The organism is Silanimonas algicola (assembly GCF_054777375.1).
The window spans coordinates 25,522-43,528 of record NZ_BAAHAS010000002.1; the positions used below are offsets into that span (position 1 = coordinate 25,522).

Genomic DNA, 18,007 nt, shown 5'->3' on the forward strand with positions numbered 1-18,007 from the left:
TCGGGGCGGGGCGCTCAGGGCGCCGCGTGCAGGCGGTCGTCGTCGCCGAGGCGCAGGGGCTGGCCCAGCGGGGCGCCGTGCCAGTGGATGGCGTCGGCGTCGAGGCGCAGAGCGCCGCCGGCGACGGCCGCAACGCTGGCCAGCAGCAGCGGATGCTCGCGCGCCAGCACCCGGGCCGCCAGCGTTTCCGCCGTGTCGTGGCCGTGCACCGGCACCCGGGTCTGGGCCAGCACCGGGCCGGCGTCGAGTTCGGGGATCACCACGTGGACGCTCGCGCCGTGCTCGGCGTCACCGGCCTCCAGCGCGCGCTGGTGCGTGTGCAGGCCGGGGTGGCGCGGCAGCAGCGAGGGGTGGATGTTGATCATGCGGTTGGGGAAGCGGGCGATCGCGGCGGCGCCGATGATGCGCATGTATCCCGCACAGACGATGAGGTCGGGCTGAACCGCCGCGATGGCATCGAACATGGCCGCGTCGAAGGCCTCGCGCGTTTCGAAGGCGTTCGGCTTCATCGCCCAGGCGTGAACGGCCGATGCTTTGGCCAGCGCCACGGCGCCGCTGCCGGGCTTGTCGGAGAACAGCCCCACCACGCGGCCCGCGATGCGGCCGTCGGCGCAGGCCTCGAGCAGGGCGGCGAAATTGCTGCCGCGGCCCGAGGCGAGCACCGCGAGGCGCAGGCTCATCGCGCGTTGGCGCCGCGCGCCGCGAGGCGCCACGCCAGCGCGGCGGTGCCCAGGGCGGTCAGCACGCAGGCCGCGAGAAGCGGCGTGGCGAGGGTGAGCAACAACCATCCCCACGGGACATCGCGTTGCACGTACTCAGTGAAGGCGACATCGTTCTTCGCCACCAGCGGCCACAGCCCCACCGCCCCGGCGGAGGCTGCGGCCGCGAACAATGCGCACAGCGCGATGGCGAGACGGCGTGCCGTGCCCATGCCGCGGGCCCTCAGCCGATGCGCACGCGCTCGTGAACCGACGCGCCGGCGTTCTTCACCACGCGGCCGATCGGGCGCGGCGGTAGGCCGGCGGCGGCGAGCGGCACCGCGAGTGCGGTGATGCTGGCTTCCGGCACAACCAGAACGAAGCCGATGCCGCAGTTGAAGGTGCGCCACATCTCGGCGTCGGCGATGGCGCCCTCGCGCTGCAGCCAGTCGAACACCGGCGGCAGCACGATGGAGGAGGCGTCGATGTCGAGGCCGAGGCCGTCCGGGATCACGCGGATGATGTTCTCGGTGAGGCCGCCGCCGGTGATGTGCGCCATGCCGTGGATCGGCGAGTCGGCGCCCGGGAAGGCCTGCAGCAGCGACAGGATCGGCTTCACGTAGAGCTGGGTCGGGGCCATCAGCGCGTCGATCAGCGGCACGCCGCCGACCTGCACGTCGAGGCCGCCCTTGGCCGCGTCGAAGCCGGCGCGGGCCAGCACCTTGCGGATCAGCGAGTAGCCGTTGCTGTGGGGGCCCGAGGAGGGCAGGGCGAGCAGCACGTCGCCCTCGCGCACGCGGCCGCCGTCGCGCAGCTCGCTCTTTTCCACCGCGGCCACGCAGAAGCCGGCGAGGTCGTACTCGCCGGGCGCGTACATGTCGGGCATCTCGGCGGTTTCGCCGCCGATCAGCGCGCAGCCGGAGAGCTCGCAGCCCTTGGCGATGCCGCCGATGACTGCGGCCGCGGTGTCGACGTGCAGCTTGCCGGTGGCGAAGTAGTCGAGGAAGAACAGCGGCTCGGCGCCCTGCACGAGTACGTCGTTGACGCACATGGCCACGAGGTCGATGCCGATGCTCTCGTGGCGGTCGAGCTGCTGGGCGAGCTTGAGCTTGGTGCCGACGCCGTCGGTGCCGGAGACCAGCACCGGCTCGCGGTACTTGCCCGAGAGGTCGAACAGGGCGCCGAAGCCGCCGAGGCCGCCCATCACCTCCGGGCGGAAGCTGCGCTTCACCAGCGGCTTGATGCGCTCGACGAGGTCGTTGCCGGCGTCGATGTCGACCCCCGCGTCGCGGTAGGTCAGGGGCGTCGGGGTGCTCACGGGTGGCGGGCCTTCGGGCGTCAAGCGAAGCGCAAAGTTTACCAGCCGGGCCCGGCACGACGGCGGCCGGGACCGCCCGGAGGCTGAACCCGGGCCGCGCCGGTGGGCCACGCGTTGGACGCTCCCGCGCGCGCTGCGGCACCATGGCGCGTCCCTCGGAGTCCACGATGCACGCGTTTTCCTCCCGATTCCTCCGCACCCTCGCGCTCTCCAGCCTGCTGCTCGGGAGTGCGCTCCCGGTGGCCCTCGCGCAAGCGCCGGCGGTTGGCGCAGCGCCCGAGGTGGCGTCGGCCCCCGCGTCGGCCCCGACCCGGGAGCTCGAGTGGTACACCGCCGAAGTGCCCGTGACCTCGCAGGAGAGCCGTGAGCGGGATGCCGCGCTCGGCCGGGCGCTGGCACAGGTGCTGGTGCGGGTGAGCGGGCAGCAGGGCGCCCCGAGCGATCCGGTGGTGCAGCGGGCGCTCCGCGTCGCCGAGTCGATGGTGTTGGGCACCGAGTACAGTGACGTGGAGGAGCTGGCGGGCGGTGTGCCGGTGCAGCGCCAAGTGCTGGCCGCCAGCTTCGACCCCGAGGCCGTCGATGCCCTGGTGGTCGCGGCCGGCCTGCCCCTGTGGGCGGGCGAGCGGCCCAAGCCGATGCTGTGGCTGGCGGTGGACGACGGTGGCGGCGCCGGTCCGCGGCTCGTTTCAGCGCAGCAGATCAATGTGGTGAAGCCTCTGGCCCAGCGCGGCCTCGAGCGCGGCTTGCGCTTCCTGCTGCCTGGCGGTACCGCGGTGGAGCAGCCGGCGGCTGGCAGCATCTGGGCCCTCGACGCAGCGGCCGTGGGCGTGCTCTCGAGCCGCTACGGAGCGCGCGTGCAACTGCTCGGCAAGGTGTCGCGCGCTGGCGCGGCGGGCTGGACCAGCGAGTGGTTGCTGGCCGACGGCGCCGATGAACTGGCGCGCTGGAGCGTCACCGACCCCAGCCCGCAGCGCGCCATCGCCGCCGGCGCCGACCGGGCCGCCGACACCCTCGCGGCGCGGCAGGCCAAGCGCGTCGAGGCCGGCCAGGCGGAGGTGCTGGAAGCCGAGCTCCTCGGTATCGAGAGCCAGGCGGCGTGGCTGGACCTCGCCGCCTACCTGCAGTCGCTGCCGGTGTTGCGCGGCGTCGACGTGATCGAAGCCCGGCCCGACGCCTTGCGCGTGCGCCTCGACCTCGCCGTCGACCGCGCCCGCTTCGAGGCCCTGCTCCAAGGCTCCGGGCGCCTCGTGCCGGAGGCCACGGCACCGGCCACCGATCCGACCCTGCCGACGCGGGTGCGCTACCGCGTGGCGCGCTGACGCGATGACGAGGACGGCCCGATGACTGCCCCGCTGCTCTGGTTGCGCCCCTGGCTGTGGCTGGGGGGCTTCGTGGTACTGGGCTTCCTGCTGTGGCTGCTCGGGCCCGTGCTGACGCCCTTCGCCGTGGCCGCCTTGCTGGCCTGGGTGGCGGATCCGCTGGTCTCGCGCATCGAGCGCGGCGGGCGCTCGCGCAGTACGGCCGTCACGCTGGTCTTCCTGATGATGAGCCTGCTGGTGGTGCTCGTCGTGCTGCTGTTGGTGCCGATGCTGAAGACCCAGATCGAGCAGGCGGGTGAATGGGGGCCGAAGCTCGGTGTCTGGATCACAGGCACCGCAATTCCGTGGCTGGAGGCGCGCTTCGACGTGTCGATCGCCACCTATGTCGATCCGTCGGAGCTCGGCAACCTGCTCAAGGCGCACTGGCAGCAGGCCGGCGGCGTCGCGGCGAACGTGATCGGCGGTTTGTCGAAGTCGGGCCTGGCCTTCCTCGCCTTGGTCGCCAACTTGCTGCTGATCCCGCTCGTCACCTTCTACTTCATGCGCGACTGGCGCGGCATGATCTCGGCGGTCCACGAGCTGATCCCCCGTCCGCTCGAGCCGACGGTCGTGCGCTTGGCGCGGGAATCCGACGACGTGCTGGGCGGGTTCCTGCGCGGCCAGGTGAGCGTGATGATCGCGCTCGGCCTGATCTATGGCGTGGGCTTGAGCCTGATCGGCCTCGACCTCGGCTTCCTGATCGGCATGATCGCCGGCCTGCTCAGCTTCGTGCCCTACCTCGGCACGGCCATCGGGCTGGTGGCGGCCATCATCGCGACCCTCGTCGAGCACGGCGACCTCTTCCACCTCGTGCTGGTGTGCGCGGTGTTCGGCGGTGGCCAGTTGATCGAGGGCTTCGTGCTGACGCCGTGGCTGGTGGGCGACCGCATCGGCCTGCATCCGGTGGCCGTGATCTTCGCGATCATGGCGGGCGGCCAGCTGTTCGGTTTCCTCGGCGTGCTGCTGGCGCTGCCGGCCGCCGCAGTCATCATGGTGCTGTTGCGTTACGCGCATGAGCGCTACACGCAGAGCCTGCTCTACCGCGAGGATCGCGACGGCGACGGTGTTCTGGAAGGCGAGGCCGAAGGCCCGCCCGCCGACGAGGCCGGGGACACGCGTCCCGCATGAGTGCCCAGCTCCCGCTGGCGCTGCCGGTGGGGCCGGACCAGCGCTTCGAGCTCTTCGTGGGCCACGACTGGGCTGTCGAGCTGCTGCGTGCCGCTGCGACGGGCGAACGCGTTGATGCGTCGATTGATGCCGGCCTGTTCGTCGAGGGCGCTGAAGGCAGCGGTAAGACCCACCTGCTTCTGGCCGCCTGTCGCGAAGCGCACGACGCCGGTCGTCGCGCGCGCTACCTGCCGGTGCCGGCCTTCGCCGGCGCGCTCGGCACGATGCTCCAGGGCCTCGACGCGAACGACCTCGTCGCCCTCGATGGCATCGAGGCGGCCTCGGCTTCACGCGAGGACTGCGAAGCCTTGTTCCACCTGCACAACCGCCTGCGCGATGGCGGCCGTACGCTGCTCTACGCCTCGCGCTTGCCGGCAAGCGATGCCGCGTGGGCGCTCCCCGACCTGCGTTCGCGCCTCGGGCAGGGCCTGCGGGTGTCGCTCGATGCGCTCGACGATGCGGGGCGCCGCGAGGCGCTGCGCCGACGCGCCGCGCGACGTGGCTTGGAACTCGACGACGCCGTGCTCGACTGGCTGTTCCGCCGCGTCGAGCGCGACCTGAAATCCCTCACCGCGCTGCTGGACCGGCTGGATCGCGCCGCCCTGGCCGCGCAGCGGCGCCTGACCGTGCCCTTCGTGCGGCAGGCCCTCGGACTCGACTGACCTTGCCGTCCCCATGGGGCCGCGGCGAACCGGAGCTGCCATGAACGTCCTCGTCTTCCTCGGCTCGCGCCGTGCGTCCTCGCCGCCGAACCCGCCGCGGCTCGGTGAACGCGTGGCGCGCCATCTCGTTGCCGAGGCGGCGGGCCGGTTCGACGTGACGCTGGCCGACCCGCTGGCCCTCCCGCTCGAACCGGTGTTCCGCCCCGTGTTCACGCGTCCGGCGACCGAGGTGCCGCCGGCGATGGCTGATCTGCACGCGCGCATCCGGGCCGCGGACGCCTACGTCATGGTGAGTCCGGAGTACAACCACTCGCCGAGTCCGGCGCTCACCGACCTGCTGAATGCGTTCCCGAGTTCGGCCTTCGCCTTCAAGCCCAGCCTGATCGTGACCTACTCGTCCGGCCAGTGGGGCGGCACGCGGGCCGCGGTCGGCCTCCGCACCTTCCTGTCGGAACTGGGCTGCCTGCCGGTCTCTGCGATGCTGCATTACCCGCATGCGGATCGCGTGTTCGATGCGGAGGGCCGGCCCGCCGCCGGCGAGGATGCGGCCCGCTGGGCCAGCTACGCCGCCCGGGGGCTGTCGCAACTGGCGTGGTGGGCGGAGGCGGCGGCCGAGCAGCGCGAGCGGGTCGATCCCTTCGCCCAGTCGCCGGCGTTCCGGCGGCGTCCGACGGAGCGCGACGCGCCGTCGACCTGAGGCTCAGCGCAGCGCCGCGTCCAGCGCAGCGAGGCGATCCGGCGTGCCGACATCGGTCCAGCGCCCCTCGTGGCGCTGGCCGGTGATCGCGCCGCGCGCGATGGCGGCATCGAACAGTGGCCGCAACTTGAAGCGCGGCGGGGTCTCATCGGCGCCGGGCGCGTTCCCGACGATCGCCCGCCATCCATCGAGGAACGCGCGGCGGTACAGGCCGATGCCGGAGAACGTGAGCGCCTCGGCGCCGGCAGTGGCAAGGTGCAGGCGCCCATCGGCGCCGAGTGCGAAATCACCGCGGCCGTGGTGTTCGGGGTTCGGCACCATCACAAGGTGCGCGTGGCCCTCCGGCTCGCTCGGTAGCGCGCGGAAATCGAAGTCCGTCCACACGTCCGCGGCGATGGCGAGGAAGGGGGCGTCCTCCAGGAGGGGCAGGGCGTTGAGCATGCCGCCGCCGGTTTCCAGCGGCTCCGGGCCTTCGTGCACGTAGTGCAGGCGCAGGCCCCAGGCCGCGCCATCGCCGAGGGCCGGCGCGAAACAGTCGGCCAGCCAACTCGTGTTGATCACGACCTCGCGCACGCCGAGCGCCGCGAGCTTTTCGAGGTGCCACGCGATCAGCGGCTTTCCACCAGCGACGAGCAGGGGCTTCGGCGTGTGCTCGGTGAGCGGACGCATGCGCTCGCCCTTGCCGGCGGCGAAGACGAGGGCGTGCGTCGGGCGGTTGCTCATGCGTGGGGCCGGCTCAGCGCGGCGGCAGCGCGCCGACCTGTGGCAGCACGCGCTCCTCGATCACCGCCTGCAGGGGCTGCAGCATCCGGTGCTTCGGGATCACGTCGAGCAGGTAGCGCACGAAACGCGGCGCGTCGGCGAGGTACTTCGGCTTGCCGTCGCGGTGGTTCAGCCGCGCGAAGATGCCGAGCACCTTCAGGTGCCGCTGCACGCCGATCAGGTCGACGTCGCGGCGGAAGTCGGTGAGCCCCGGGACCGGCAGGCCCGCAGCGGTCGCGCGCTCGTGGTAGCGCGCCACGCCCCAGTCCACGAGCTCCTGCGGCCAGCCGTGGAAGGCGTCCTTGAACAGCGACAGCACGTCGTAGCTGATCGGCCCGACCACGGCGTCCTGGAAGTCCAGCACCGCGAGGCCGCCGTCGCGCAGCGGCATCAGGTTGCGCGGCATGAAGTCGCGGTGCACCAGCACCGTGGGCTGCGCGAGGATCGCATCCATCAGCCGGCGGTAGACCAGCTCCAGCGGGTCGGTCAGCGCGCAGTCGAGCGGATGGCCCAGGTGCGTGCCCAGCAGCCAGTCGTCGAACAGCTTCAGCTCACGGGTGAGCAGGGCCTCGTCGTAGCGTGGGAAGCCGGCCTGCGGGGCGATCTTCTGCAGCGGCAACAACTGGTCGAGCGCGGCATCGAACCAGGCCGCGGCGTTCGATTCGTCGATGACCTGCAGCAGGGTCTGCGTGCCGAGGTCTTCGAGCAGCAGGAAGCCGGTCTCGACCTCGCGGGCCAGCACGCGTGGCACGCGAACGCCGCCGTGTTCGAGCAGGTCGCGGATCGCGAGCCACGGCCGCACGTCCTCCTTGCCGGGCGGCGCGTCCATGACGATGCGCGTGGGCTCGCCGCTCGAGCGCCAGTAGCTGCGGAAGCCGGCGTCCATCGAGGCGCGTTCGAGCGTGGCCGAGGCGTCACCCAGCGCCGCGCGGGCGAAGGCGAGGCGACTGCCGGCGCGCGCGGCATCGTCGGCCGTCGCCGCCGTTCCGGTGTTCGTCATCGCCTCACTTGCCCTTCAATGCCTTGACCAGCGCGAGCAGCGCCACGGCGCCGCCCACCGCGGCGGCGAAGCGCATCCAGCGCCCGCCGACGGTGATGTCGAAGGTGTCCAGCACCCACGAGGCGCAAATGGCCCCAGCCATCCCAAGCAACGTGGTGAGGATCAGGCCGAGCTTCTGCCGGCCCGGGAAGATCCAGCGCGCCAGCAGGCCGGCGACGAAGCCGAGGAGGAGGATCTGTACCCAGCCGTAGCCGAGGAATCCGAGGTCCATGGGTCTGTGCGTCCTTGTGGGGGAGGGAAACGTCGCGCTCAGCAGCAGCCGTGGTTGCCGAATTCCGCGCCGCCAGCGGCCACGCCGACGCCGCGCGTCAGGCCCTTCTTCGACGCCTCGTAGTGTTCGGCGATGACCTGGGCCACCGCCTGCGTCACGCGCTTGCCGGTGGGGATGTGCAGGAACTCGTTCGGACCGTGCGCGTTGCTGTGCGGGCCCAGCACGCCGGTGATCATGAACTGCGCACCGGGGAACTTCTCGCCGAGCATGCCCATGAACGGAATGGTGCCGCCTTCGCCCATGTACATGGCCGGCGCGCCGAAGGCGTGCTTCGAGGCGTGGTCGATCGCATGCGAAAGCCACGGGCTCATCGCCGGGGCGTTCCAACCGGTGCTGCTCTTCTCCAGCTCGAAGCTGACCTTCGCGCCGTAGGGCGGGTTCTTGATGAGGGCATCGCGCAGCGCGTGGCCGGCGGCCTTGCCGTCGGCGGTGGGCGGCAGGCGCATCGACAGCTTCACTGCGGTGAAGGGGCGCAGCACGTTGCCGGCGTTCGACAGCGAGGGCCAGCCGTCCTGGCCGGTGACCGACAGCGCCGGGCGCCACGTGCGGTTGAGCACCAGCTCGGCGAGGTCGTCGAGCGCGGGCTGCATGCCCTTCACGAACGGGAACTTGTTGTACACCTCGTCGCCGAGCACGGCGGCGGCCTTCTTCGCCTGCTCGATGCGTTCCGGCGGGATCGCGACGTGCAGCGCGTCCAGCGTGACGCGGCCGGTCTCGATGTCCTCGATGCGCGCCAGCAGCTGGCGCAGCACGCGGAACGACGAAGGCACGATGCCGCTGGCGTCGCCCGAGTGCACGCCTTCCTCCAGCACGTCGACGCGCAGGTTGCCGCCGGCGAGGCCGCGCAGCGAGGTGGTGCACCAGAGCTGGTCGTAGTTGCCGCACCCGGAGTCGAGGCAGACCACCAGCGAAGGCTTGCCGATGCGCGCGGCGAGATGGTCGACGTAGAAGGGCAGGTCGTAGCTGCCGGATTCCTCGCAGGCTTCGATGAGGATCACCGCGCGGCAGTGCGGCTTGCCCTGGTCCTGCAGCGCCTGGATCGCGGCCAGCGAGCCGAACAGCGCGTAGCCGTCGTCGGCGCCGCCGCGGCCGTAGAGCTTGTCGCCCTTGATCACCGGTACCCAGGGGCCGAGGTCCGGGTCCCAGCCGGTCATTTCCGGCTGCTTGTCGAGGTGGCCGTAGAGCAGCACCGTGTCGCTGTCCGCGCCGCCGCCGTCGGTGCCGGGGACCTCGATGAAGATCAGCGGCGTGCGGCCCTCGAGGCGCACGATCTCGACCGTCATGCCCTTCACGGGCTGCTTCTTGGCCCAGTTGGCGAGCAGCTGGGTGGCGTCCTCCATGTAGCCGTGCGTCACCCAGTCGGCATCGAACATCGGCGACTTGTTGGGGATGCGGATGTACTCGACGAGGCGCGGGACGATATCGTCGTCCCACATCTGGCCGACGAAGGATTGGGTGCGGGTGTGGTCCATGGCGGGCTCCGTGGCGGCCTGCGAGGCCGGCTTGAAAGGCGTGGCCCCGATTGTAGTCCCCGGCGCCGCCCGGCTCCGCAGCAAGGGTAAGAAAATCCCTACAAGACACCGCGCGGATCTCCTAGCCGCCAACAGGCGCTCGGTCGATAACCTGCCGGACGTTGGATCGCGATCCTGTTTCCACCGCGGCACGAACCCCGCCGCGGCCCCAAGGATGACGGAGACGGAGCCCCCATGAACTTCCTCAACAAGACCTTTGCCGCGCTGCTGCTGGCGCTCGCCTTCACCGGCGCCGCACACGCTAACGAACGCATCAACATCAACACCGCCGATGCCGCCACGCTGGACCGCGTGATGGACGGCGTCGGCCCCGCGAAAGCCGCGGCCATCGTTGAGCACCGTCGCGTGCACGGGCCGTTCCGGTCGGTCGACCAGCTCGTCAACGTGAAGGGCATTGGCCCGGCCACGCTCGAGCTCAATCGGGCGCGGATCATGGTGGGGGGAGCGCCCGCCACGGCTCCCGCAGCGGCCCGCACGGCCACGAACGCACCGCGCCCTGCCGCTCCCGCCCCCCGGGTGCAGTGAGGCACGGTCTCAAGGAGGAGCGCGTCGCCCACGGACGGGCGCAAGGATGAATCAGGAGGCGCGGCCGCGGAGGGCCGCGCAACCGGCAAGGACGCTGCCCGGTGTCGCCCATGGAATGGGCGGCCGGGCCTTCTCGTTGGCCCCTTTCCGCTCGGCGGAGCGCGCGCCAGACTGCGGAGACTCTCCGGCATCGCCCACCGCCCGCGCATGATCGAGCTGCTCCCCGCCACTGCCCACCGCCTCGAACGCTGGAAGAACGGCGGTGGCTGGACGCGCGAGATCCTGCGCTTTCCGGCCGAGGGCGACTGGCAGTGGCGGATTTCGGTCGCCGAGGTCGGCGCCGATGGGCCCTTCTCACCCTTCCCGGGCTGCGAGCGCGAGATCGTGCTCGTTTCCGGGCAGGGCATGGCGCTGCACTTCGCCGATGGCGAGATGCAGGGCCTGATGCCGCCGCACGGCCGGCTGCGCTTCGCCGGCGAACGACCGCTGACGGCGCTGCTCGTGGATGGCCCGACGGTGGACTTCAACCTGATGTGGAAGCGCGACGCCATCGATGCGCAGCTGCTGCATCGGCCGATCGTCGGTTCGATGCTGTTCTTCGGCGAGCCCGGCGTGACCTGGGTGCTGTACGTGCTGGCCGGGCAGGTGCGTACCCCGGCCGGCGTGCTTGAGGTCGGCGATGCCGCGCGTTTCGAGATTCCGCCCGGCGAGCGGCGGGTCATCGATGGGGGCGGCGAAGTGCTGCTCGCCAAGCTGCGGCCGGTGGGTTCCCCGGCCTAGGTCCCGCGGCGTCAGCGCACGCCGTGCGCCCGAAGGTGGGCGCTGTAGGCCATGTCGTCTTCGAGGATGTGGTCCGCCAACCAGGCGATCAGGAAGCGCATGACGTCGCGCGCCAGCGTGCTGTCCCCGCCATCGAGCCGGTCGCGGAAGGCCCGCAGCTGCGCCTCGAAATGGCGATGGCCGTGCTCGTGGTCCTCGTGCTCCACCCAGTGGTGCAGGGCGAACAGCCGTTCCTCGTGGCGGAAGTGCAGCCGCGTGTAGGACTCGAGGCCCCCGATCACGTCCGCCAAGGCAGACGCCGATTGGCCCCGCGCGATCATCGCGCTGAGTTGGTTGATGTAGGCGAGCAGCACGCGATGCTGGGCGTCGATGCTCTCGATCCCCACCGACAGCAGGGGAGACCACGGAATGGGTTGGCCCTTCGCGGCCATCTCGGCCAAGGCGGGACCCATCGAGGGCAGGGGGCCGGCGTTCGGGGCGGTGGGCAGCGGGGCGGCGGCGGACATGGGCGGATCCGGCAGTTCGGGCCGCGACAGGGTCGCAGCGCGGCGCGCCGGCGCCTTGATCGCCGTCAATCCGGGGCTCGGTTCAGCGGTCGTCCCGCGTCCAGATCGCGCCGTTCTCCACCTTTACCGGGAACTTCACCAGGGGCAGGTAGGCCGGCGCGCACTGCGGCTCGCCGCTGCGCAGGTCGAAGGTCGCCGAGTGCAGCAGGCAGACCAGCCGGCCCTGCTCGGCATCGAAAGGCCCCGCCGAGAGCTCGTAGTCCTCGTGGGTGCACTTGTCCTCGACGGCATAGAACGTGCCGTCGAAGTTGATGACAAGGATCGGCGTGTCGCCGTCCCAGGCCACGCGCGTCTCGCCCGGCGCGAGCTCGTCCTCGGCGCAGACCTTCACCCACGTCACAGGGCTTTCTCCAGCACCTCGAAACGCAGGTCGTCGCGCTTCGGGTGGCCGAAACGGGCGTCGCCGTAGGGAAAGGGCTTCTTGATGCCGGTGCGTCGGTAGCCGCGGCGCTCGTACCACGCGATCAGCTCGTCGCGGATGTCGATGACGGTCATCCTCATGGCCGGCAGCTGCCAATCGTCGCGGGCGATCCGCTCGCACTCCTTCAGCACGGCATCGCCCAGCCCGCCGCCCTGGCGGGTCGGGTCGACGGCGAACATCCCGAAGTAGCCGGCGCCGGCGTCGTCGCAGACGTGCGCGCAGGCCACCAGGCCGTCGTCGCGCTCGGCCAGCACGACGCGACTGCGCTCGCGGGTCAGGTCGTGCTCCAGCACCTCCGGCGCCACCCGGGGGCCGTCGAGCAGGTCGGCCTCGGTGGTCCAGCCGGCGCGGCTGGCGTCGCCCCGGTAGGCCGAGGTCACCAGCGCGATGATCGCGTCGCGGTCGGCGAGCGTGGCGGGGCGGAAGTGGAGCACGGTCGTCATGGCGTCTGGTTGGGGCGCAGCGGGCGTGTGGGCGGGATCAGAGCAGCAGCTGGCGCACCTTGTGGAGGGCGGCCACCAGCGCGTCGATCTCGGCCTCGGTGTTGTAGAACGCGAGCGACGCGCGGCAGGTGGCGGAGACGCCGAACCACTGCAGCAGCGGGTGCGCGCAGTGCTGGCCGGAGCGCACGGCGATGCCTTCGAGGTCGAGCAAGGTCGCGAGGTCGTGTGCGTGCGTGCCCTCGATGGCGAAGGAGATCACCGCGGCTTTTTCGCGGGCGGTGCCGAAGATGCGCAGGCCCGGCACGGTGGCGAGCACCGCGTTCGCGTGGGCGAGCAAGTGTTGCTCGCGGGCCTCGATGGCCGCCATGCCGACGCCGTCCAGCCACGCCGCCGCCGCGCCTAGCCCGATGTGCCCGGCGATGTTGGGCGTGCCGGCTTCGAAGCGCATCGGCGGATCGTTGAACACCGTCCCCTCGAAGCGCACTTCCTTGATCATCTCGCCGCCGCCCAGGAAGGGCGGCATCTGCGCCAGCAGTTCGCGCCGGCCCCACAGGCCGCCGGTGCCGGTCGGGCCGCACATCTTGTGGCCGGTGAAGGCGTAGAAATCGCAGCCCAGCGCGGCGATGTCGACCGGGCGGTGCGGCACGGCCTGCGAGCCGTCGACGACCGTGGTGATGCCGCGTTTCGCCGCTTCCCGGCAGATCTCGCGCACCGGGTTGACGGTGCCGAGCACGTTGGACACATGGGCGAGGGCCAGCAGCTTCACCTCCGGGGTGAGCAGGCGCCACAGGCCGTCGAGGTCGAGCTCGCCCTCGGGCGTCAGCTCGGCGACCCTGATCGTCGCGCCGGTGCGTTCGGCCACGAGCTGCCACGGCACGATGTTGGCGTGGTGCTCCATGCGCGTCAGCACGATGGCGTCGCCGGGCTTCAGCCGCGGCAGCGCCCACGAGTACGCGACGAGGTTCAGGGCGAACGTGGTGCCGCTGCACAGCACCAGCTCGTCGCGGCGCACGTTGAGGAAGCGCGCCAGCGTGCTGCGGGCCGCTTCGTAGGCCTCCGTGGCCTCGCTGCCCAGCGCATGGACGGCGCGGCTGACGTTGGCGTTGTGGCGGGCCGTGAACTCGGTGACGGCGTCGATGACCGCCTGCGGCTTCTGCCCGGTATTGGCCGAGTCGAGGTAGACGAGCGGCTTGCCGTGCACCGTGCGCTCGAGCACGGGGAACTGGGCGCGGATCGCCGCCCAGTCGATGCCGACCGGGGCGTCCGAGGGCATGGGCAGGGCCGTGCTCATTCGCGGGCCGACGCGAGGCGCGCGTCGAGGGTGGTGGCCAGCGCGGTTTCCAGCGCGTCGTTCGCCAGCACCGCCAGCGGTTCGCGCAGGAAGGCGGCGGTGAGCATCGCCGTGGCCTCGGCCAGCGGCACGCCGCGCGCGCGCAGGTAGAACAGCGCCGTGGCGTCGAGGCGACCCACCGTGGCGCCATGGGCGGCCTGCACGTCGTCGGCATGGATGACGAGCACCGGCTGGGTGTCGATCTCGGCGCCGTCGTCGAGCAGCAGGTTCTTGTTCGACAGCGTGGCGTTGCTGCCGTCGGCACCCTCGGCGATCAGGATGCCTCCGTGGAACACCGCTCGACCGCGCTGCGCGCCGAGGCCGCGCCAGGTGAGCTCGCAGCGGGTGTTGCCGGCGCGATGCTCGATGCCAAGGCGGGTGTCGAGGTGGCGGCGCCCGTTGGCCAGCAGCACGCCGTTGGCGTCGAGCTGGGCGCCGTCGCCGGCCAGGGCGACGTCGAGCTCGTGGCGCGACAGCGCGGCGCCGAGTTCGAGGTCGAGCCGGCGGTAATGCGCGTTCGCGCCCAGCGTGGCCTGCGTGCGCTGGAGGAGCGTGGCGCCGTCCGACTCGCATTGCACGCGGGCCTGCGTGAGCGTGGCCGCTTCGCCCAGCTCGACCTGCAGCACGGTGTTCAACAGGTGGCGGTGCGCGCCGGCACCGAGGTGGTGCTTGGCGACCACGAGCGCTGCGCCCGCGCCCAGCGCGATGCGGTGGCGGAGGTGGAAGGCCCGCTCCGCGCCGTCGTCCACGCCGATGACCACGAGATGCAGCGGCGTGGCGACGCGCACGCCGGGCTCGACCTCGAGCACGAAACCCTCGTCCGCCAGCGCGCCGTTCCATTGCTGGAACGCGGCGTCGGCGGCCGTGGTGTCGGTGGCGAGCCACCCGGCGGCCTCGACGGGCGCGTCGCGCAGCACCTCGGAGAGCAGTCGCACGCGCAGGCCTTCCGGCAGGGCATGCAGGTCGGACAGGGCGGGGGCATAGCGGCCGTTGGCGATGACGAGGCGCGGCGCCGGAATGTCGGCGACGACCTTCAGGTCGACGTCGACGCGGGCGGCCCGTGCTTCGAAGCGACGCGCGGCGAGCGCGCGCAGGGCGGTGTACTTCCAGCGCTCCTGGCGCGTGGTCGGGACGCCGTGGGCGCGGGCGGCCTCGCGGGCCGCCGTACGGGCGGCCGCGAGCGCCGGGACGGCGTCGGCCATCGCGCCGGCCTGCGCGTCCAGCGCTTCGACCAGCGGGCTGGTCGCGGCCGTGCTCATGCCGAGACCCCGGGGGCGATACGGTCCTTCACCCACGCGTAGCCGTGCTGCTCGAGTTCGAGCGCGAGTTCCGGGCCGCCGCTCTCGACGATGCGGCCGTCGGCCAGCACGTGCACGACGTCCGGCTTGATGTAGTCGAGCAGGCGCTGGTAATGGGTGACCACGAGGAAGCTGCGCTCCGGCGAGCGCATCAGGTTCACGCCCTCCGCCACCAGCTTCAGCGCGTCGATGTCGAGGCCGGAATCGGTCTCGTCGAGGATGGCCAGCGTCGGTTCGAGCACGGCGAGCTGGAAGATCTCGTTGCGCTTCTTCTCGCCGCCGGAGAAGCCCACGTTGACGGCACGGTTCAGCAGTTCGTCCTTGATGTGCAGCACCGAAAGCTTCTGGCGCACCAGCTTCAGGAAGCCCATCGAGTCGATCTCGGGCTCACCGCGGTATTTGCGCTGCGCGTTGAGCGCCGCGCGCAGGAAGTAGGTGTTGTTCACGCCCGGGATCTCGACCGGGTACTGGAAGGCGAGGAACACGCCTTCCGCGGCACGCTCTTCCGGCTCCAGCGCCAGCAGGTCCTTGCCCTGGTAGGTCACCGAGCCCTCGGTGACCTCGTAGCCCTCGCGACCGGCGAGGATGTGGCCGAGCGTGCTCTTGCCGGCGCCGTTGGGGCCCATGATGGCGTGCACCTGGCCGGGCGCGACCTCGAGCGTGAGGCCCTTGAGGATCTCGCGGTTTCCGGCGCGGACGTGGAGGTTGTCGATCTTCAGCATGGGGTCGCTCAGCGGTGGGCGGCGGAAAGGGTGTGGAGGGCGGCCATCGCGGCGTCGCGTTGCGCCCAGGGGATGAAGAGGTGCTCATGGTGCGCGGCGGCGACGCGCCGGCAGGGCACGCCGGCAGCGGCCAGCGCGGCGGCCACGCCCGGCGTCGGGCTGGGCCAGTCGGCGTCCGCCGAGCCCCAAAGCGTGATCTGCGCCCACTGCGTCTCGCCCATCGTCGGCGCGTGGTCGGCGACGGATTCGACGACTGTCGTCCCTTCCGCTTCGCGGACGATCACGATGGCATTCGGCGGCAGCGGCGCCTCGGCGGGCTGCACGCGGATGATGCGCGGGATGTCCCAGAGCTGCGTCTTCATCCCACCGCTCCTTCGAGGCTGACTTCCAGCAGCTTCTTGGCTTCGACGGCGAACTCCATCGGCAGCTCCTTGAAGACCTGCTTGCAGAAGCCGTCGACGATCAGGCTCACCGCGTCCTCCTCGCCGATGCCGCGGGCGCGGCAGTAGAACAGCTGGTCGTCGCTGATCTTCGAGGTGGTGGCCTCGTGCTCGACGGTGGCGCTGGCGTTCTTCACCTCGATGTAGGGGAATGTGTGCGCGCCGCAGCGCTTGCCGATCAGCAGCGAGTCGCACTGCGTGTAGTTGCGGGCGTTGGCGGCGGTCTTCTCCACCTTGACCAAGCCACGGTAGGTGTTCTGGCCGCGCCCGGCGCTGATGCCCTTGGAGACGATGGTGCTCTTGGTGTTCTTGCCGATGTGCACCATCTTGGTGCCGGTGTCGGCCTGCTGGCGATGGTGGGTGAGGGCCACCGAGTAGAACTCGCCCACCGAGTCGTCGCCCACCAGAACGCAGCTCGGGTACTTCCAGGTGATGGCCGAGCCGGTTTCCACCTGCGTCCAGCTGATCTTCGAGCGCGCGCCGCGGCATTCGCCGCGCTTGGTCACGAAGTTGTAGATGCCGCCCACGCCGTTCTCGTCGCCGGGGTACCAGTTCTGCACCGTCGAATACTTGATCTCGGCGTCGTCCAGCGCCACCAGCTCGACCACGGCGGCGTGCAACTGGTTCTCGTCGCGCATCGGCGCGGTGCAGCCTTCGAGGTAGGACACATAGGCCTTCTCCTCGCAGATGATCAGGGTGCGCTCGAACTGGCCGGTGTGGCCGGCGTTGATGCGGAAGTAGGTGCTCAGCTCCATCGGGCAGCGGGTGTTCTTCGGGATGAACACGAAGCTGCCGTCGGAGAACACGGCCGAGTTCAGGGCGGCGAAGTAGTTGTCGCCGACCGGCACGACCGAGCCGAGGTACTGCTTCACCAGCTCGGGATGCTCGTGCATCGCCTCGCTGATCGAGCAGAAGATCACGCCGGCCTTCTTCAGCTCGTCCTTGTACGTGGTGCCGACCGAGACCGAATCGAACACGGCATCGACGGCGATGCCGGCCAGGCGCGCGCGCTCGTGCAGGGGCACGCCGAGCTTGTCGTAGGCCTCCAGCAGCTTGGGGTCGATCTCGTCGAGCGACTTCGGCGCGTTCTTCGGCGCGGCGAAGTAGGAGATGGCCTGGTAGTCGATCGGGGCGATGGCGAGCTTCGCCCACTCCGGCGGCGTCATCGTCAGCCAATGACGATAGGCCTTCAGGCGCCACTCGGTCATCCACTCGGGCTCGTTCTTCTTCGCCGAGATCGCGCGGACGACGTCCTCGGAGAGGCCGGCGGCGAAGGACTCGGTCTCGATGTCGGTGACGAAACCGGCGTCGTAGCGCCGGTTGAGGGCTTCTTCGACCCCGGCTTCCAGCGGCTTGCCGGAGGGCAGGGTGGTGTCGGCGGTAGGCGCGTTCATCGTGGCTCTCCTTGGCGGCTCAGGTCGACGGGACGAGGGCGGCCGGGATGGCTTTGGGGTGCTTCGGGGCCGGCGTCGGCGCGGGGGCCAGCATGTCGGCGAGGGTGGTGCGGGTCAGGGCGTCGAGCAGGACATCGTTGATGCGCTGCCAGCCGGCGCGGATGCCGCAGTGCGATTCGATGCCGCAGTCGCCGTCGTGGACGCTGCACGCCGTCATGCCCAGCGGCCCTTCCAAGGCTTCGACGATGTCGGCGAGGCGGATCTGTGCCGCCGGCCGGGCCAGCCGGTAGCCACCGGCGGCACCGCGGAAGCTCTCGACCAGGCCGGCTTGCGCGAGCAGTTTCAGCACCTTGGCCACTGTCGCGGTTTCCACCCGCGAGCGTTCCGCCAACTCGGCCGCGCTGTGCACGCGCTCGGCATCGAAGGCCAGCACGGTCAGCACGACGGTCGCGTAATCGGTGAGTTTGGTGACGCGGAGCATGGGCGGCTCGAAGGGCTGGCGACCGGGCAGGCCGGCGCGGGCGATGAATCAGGACCGGAATTGTACGGATTGGCTTTGGCCG

The 18,007-nt window shown here is 71.1% G+C and carries 22 protein-coding genes; 6 read left to right on the forward strand and 16 right to left on the reverse strand.

All coding sequences use genetic code 11. The features are described from left to right. Window positions 1-14: 14 nt before the first annotated feature. From purN to purM, 3 genes are read right to left on the reverse strand one after another with little or no spacing between them, the layout of a single operon-like run. Window positions 15-680: a phosphoribosylglycinamide formyltransferase gene (purN, locus tag ACYVAK_RS05230; protein WP_461058720.1), complete on the reverse strand. Its 666-nt coding sequence runs from the start codon at window positions 678-680 to the stop codon at window positions 15-17. Continuing rightward, window positions 677-931, reverse strand: coding sequence for a hypothetical protein (locus ACYVAK_RS05235; RefSeq protein ID WP_461058722.1), 255 nt, complete (start codon window positions 929-931; stop codon window positions 677-679). Before ACYVAK_RS05235 ends, purN begins: the two co-directional genes overlap by 4 nt. Before the next feature lie 11 nt (window positions 932-942). Then, on the reverse strand, window positions 943-2,040 hold the full coding sequence (purM, locus tag ACYVAK_RS05240) for a phosphoribosylformylglycinamidine cyclo-ligase (protein ID WP_461058724.1): 1,098 nt from the start codon (window positions 2,038-2,040) through the stop codon (window positions 943-945). 143 nt (window positions 2,041-2,183) lie between these two features. Between purM and ACYVAK_RS05245 the strand changes: the two genes are divergently transcribed. The 4 genes from ACYVAK_RS05245 to ACYVAK_RS05260 are packed head-to-tail and all read left to right on the forward strand — an operon-like array spanning window position 2,184 to window position 5,900. Then, on the forward strand, window positions 2,184-3,335 hold the full coding sequence (locus tag ACYVAK_RS05245) for a DUF2066 domain-containing protein (protein WP_461058726.1): 1,152 nt from the start codon (window positions 2,184-2,186) through the stop codon (window positions 3,333-3,335). A 21-nt stretch (window positions 3,336-3,356) separates the two neighbouring features. Beyond that, window positions 3,357-4,502, forward strand: coding sequence for an AI-2E family transporter (locus tag ACYVAK_RS05250; protein ID WP_461058728.1), 1,146 nt, complete (start codon window positions 3,357-3,359; stop codon window positions 4,500-4,502). Beyond that, on the forward strand, window positions 4,499-5,203 hold the full coding sequence (gene hda / locus ACYVAK_RS05255; RefSeq protein ID WP_461058730.1) for a DnaA regulatory inactivator Hda: 705 nt from the start codon (window positions 4,499-4,501) through the stop codon (window positions 5,201-5,203). Before ACYVAK_RS05250 ends, hda begins: the two co-directional genes overlap by 4 nt. Window positions 5,204-5,243: 40 nt before the next feature. Further along, window positions 5,244-5,900, forward strand: coding sequence for an NADPH-dependent FMN reductase (locus tag ACYVAK_RS05260; protein WP_461058732.1), 657 nt, complete (start codon window positions 5,244-5,246; stop codon window positions 5,898-5,900). Window positions 5,901-5,903: 3 nt separating this feature from the next. Here the strand turns inward: ACYVAK_RS05260 and murU are convergent, their stop codons facing one another. Genes murU through ACYVAK_RS05280 form a run of 4 tightly spaced genes read right to left on the reverse strand, consistent with a single transcriptional unit; the run spans window position 5,904 to window position 9,465 of the window. Then, window positions 5,904-6,623, reverse strand: a complete 720-nt coding sequence (murU, locus tag ACYVAK_RS05265) for an N-acetylmuramate alpha-1-phosphate uridylyltransferase MurU (protein WP_461058734.1) — start codon at window positions 6,621-6,623, stop codon at window positions 5,904-5,906. Window positions 6,624-6,636: 13 nt separating this feature from the next. Next, window positions 6,637-7,662: an aminoglycoside phosphotransferase family protein gene (locus tag ACYVAK_RS05270; protein ID WP_461058736.1), complete on the reverse strand. Its 1,026-nt coding sequence runs from the start codon at window positions 7,660-7,662 to the stop codon at window positions 6,637-6,639. 4 nt (window positions 7,663-7,666) lie between these two features. Then, window positions 7,667-7,933, reverse strand: a complete 267-nt coding sequence (locus ACYVAK_RS05275; RefSeq protein ID WP_461058738.1) for a GlsB/YeaQ/YmgE family stress response membrane protein — start codon at window positions 7,931-7,933, stop codon at window positions 7,667-7,669. Between the two features lie 38 nt (window positions 7,934-7,971). Further along, on the reverse strand, window positions 7,972-9,465 hold the full coding sequence (locus ACYVAK_RS05280; RefSeq protein WP_461058739.1) for a M20 family metallopeptidase: 1,494 nt from the start codon (window positions 9,463-9,465) through the stop codon (window positions 7,972-7,974). A gap of 234 nt (window positions 9,466-9,699) precedes the next feature. On the opposite strand from ACYVAK_RS05280, the gene ACYVAK_RS05285 reads away from it, so the two are divergent. Together ACYVAK_RS05285 and ACYVAK_RS05290 are read left to right on the forward strand one after the other, a co-directional pair. Next, the gene (locus tag ACYVAK_RS05285) at window positions 9,700-10,050 is read left to right on the forward strand and encodes a ComEA family DNA-binding protein (protein ID WP_461058741.1); all 351 of its coding nucleotides are present in this window, start codon (window positions 9,700-9,702) and stop codon (window positions 10,048-10,050) included. A gap of 207 nt (window positions 10,051-10,257) precedes the next feature. Beyond that, a complete protein-coding gene (locus ACYVAK_RS05290) occupies window positions 10,258-10,830 on the forward strand; it encodes a HutD/Ves family protein (RefSeq protein ID WP_461058743.1) in 573 nt (190 codons plus the stop codon). 11 nt (window positions 10,831-10,841) lie between these two features. On the opposite strand, the gene ACYVAK_RS05295 is transcribed toward ACYVAK_RS05290, so the two are convergent. From ACYVAK_RS05295 to ACYVAK_RS05335, 9 genes are all read right to left on the reverse strand, one after another. Further along, window positions 10,842-11,336, reverse strand: coding sequence for a bacteriohemerythrin (locus ACYVAK_RS05295; RefSeq protein ID WP_461058745.1), 495 nt, complete (start codon window positions 11,334-11,336; stop codon window positions 10,842-10,844). An 82-nt stretch (window positions 11,337-11,418) separates the two neighbouring features. Then, complete coding sequence (locus tag ACYVAK_RS05300) at window positions 11,419-11,736, reverse strand: Rieske (2Fe-2S) protein (RefSeq protein ID WP_461058747.1); 318 nt, start codon at window positions 11,734-11,736, stop codon at window positions 11,419-11,421. Next, entirely contained in the window at window positions 11,733-12,260 is a 528-nt protein-coding gene (locus ACYVAK_RS05305; RefSeq protein WP_461058749.1) for a GNAT family N-acetyltransferase, read from the reverse strand. Before ACYVAK_RS05305 ends, ACYVAK_RS05300 begins: the two co-directional genes overlap by 4 nt. A gap of 37 nt (window positions 12,261-12,297) precedes the next feature. Then, window positions 12,298-13,551, reverse strand: a complete 1,254-nt coding sequence (locus ACYVAK_RS05310; RefSeq protein ID WP_461058751.1) for a cysteine desulfurase — start codon at window positions 13,549-13,551, stop codon at window positions 12,298-12,300. Continuing rightward, on the reverse strand, window positions 13,548-14,792 hold the full coding sequence (gene sufD / locus ACYVAK_RS05315) for a Fe-S cluster assembly protein SufD (protein ID WP_461060489.1): 1,245 nt from the start codon (window positions 14,790-14,792) through the stop codon (window positions 13,548-13,550). The genes ACYVAK_RS05310 and sufD overlap by 4 nt, the downstream gene beginning before the upstream one ends. A gap of 53 nt (window positions 14,793-14,845) precedes the next feature. Beyond that, on the reverse strand, window positions 14,846-15,610 hold the full coding sequence (gene sufC, locus ACYVAK_RS05320; RefSeq protein WP_461058753.1) for a Fe-S cluster assembly ATPase SufC: 765 nt from the start codon (window positions 15,608-15,610) through the stop codon (window positions 14,846-14,848). 8 nt (window positions 15,611-15,618) lie between these two features. Continuing rightward, window positions 15,619-15,972 carry a hypothetical protein gene (locus ACYVAK_RS05325; RefSeq protein WP_461058755.1) on the reverse strand — a complete coding sequence of 118 codons (354 nt, stop codon included), beginning with the start codon at window positions 15,970-15,972 and terminating at the stop codon, window positions 15,619-15,621. Next, a complete protein-coding gene (gene sufB, locus ACYVAK_RS05330; protein WP_461058757.1) occupies window positions 15,969-17,444 on the reverse strand; it encodes a Fe-S cluster assembly protein SufB in 1,476 nt (491 codons plus the stop codon). Before sufB ends, ACYVAK_RS05325 begins: the two co-directional genes overlap by 4 nt. Before the next feature lie 19 nt (window positions 17,445-17,463). After that, window positions 17,464-17,925 carry an SUF system Fe-S cluster assembly regulator gene (locus tag ACYVAK_RS05335; RefSeq protein ID WP_461058759.1) on the reverse strand — a complete coding sequence of 154 codons (462 nt, stop codon included), beginning with the start codon at window positions 17,923-17,925 and terminating at the stop codon, window positions 17,464-17,466. Window positions 17,926-18,007: the final 82 nt, after the last annotated feature.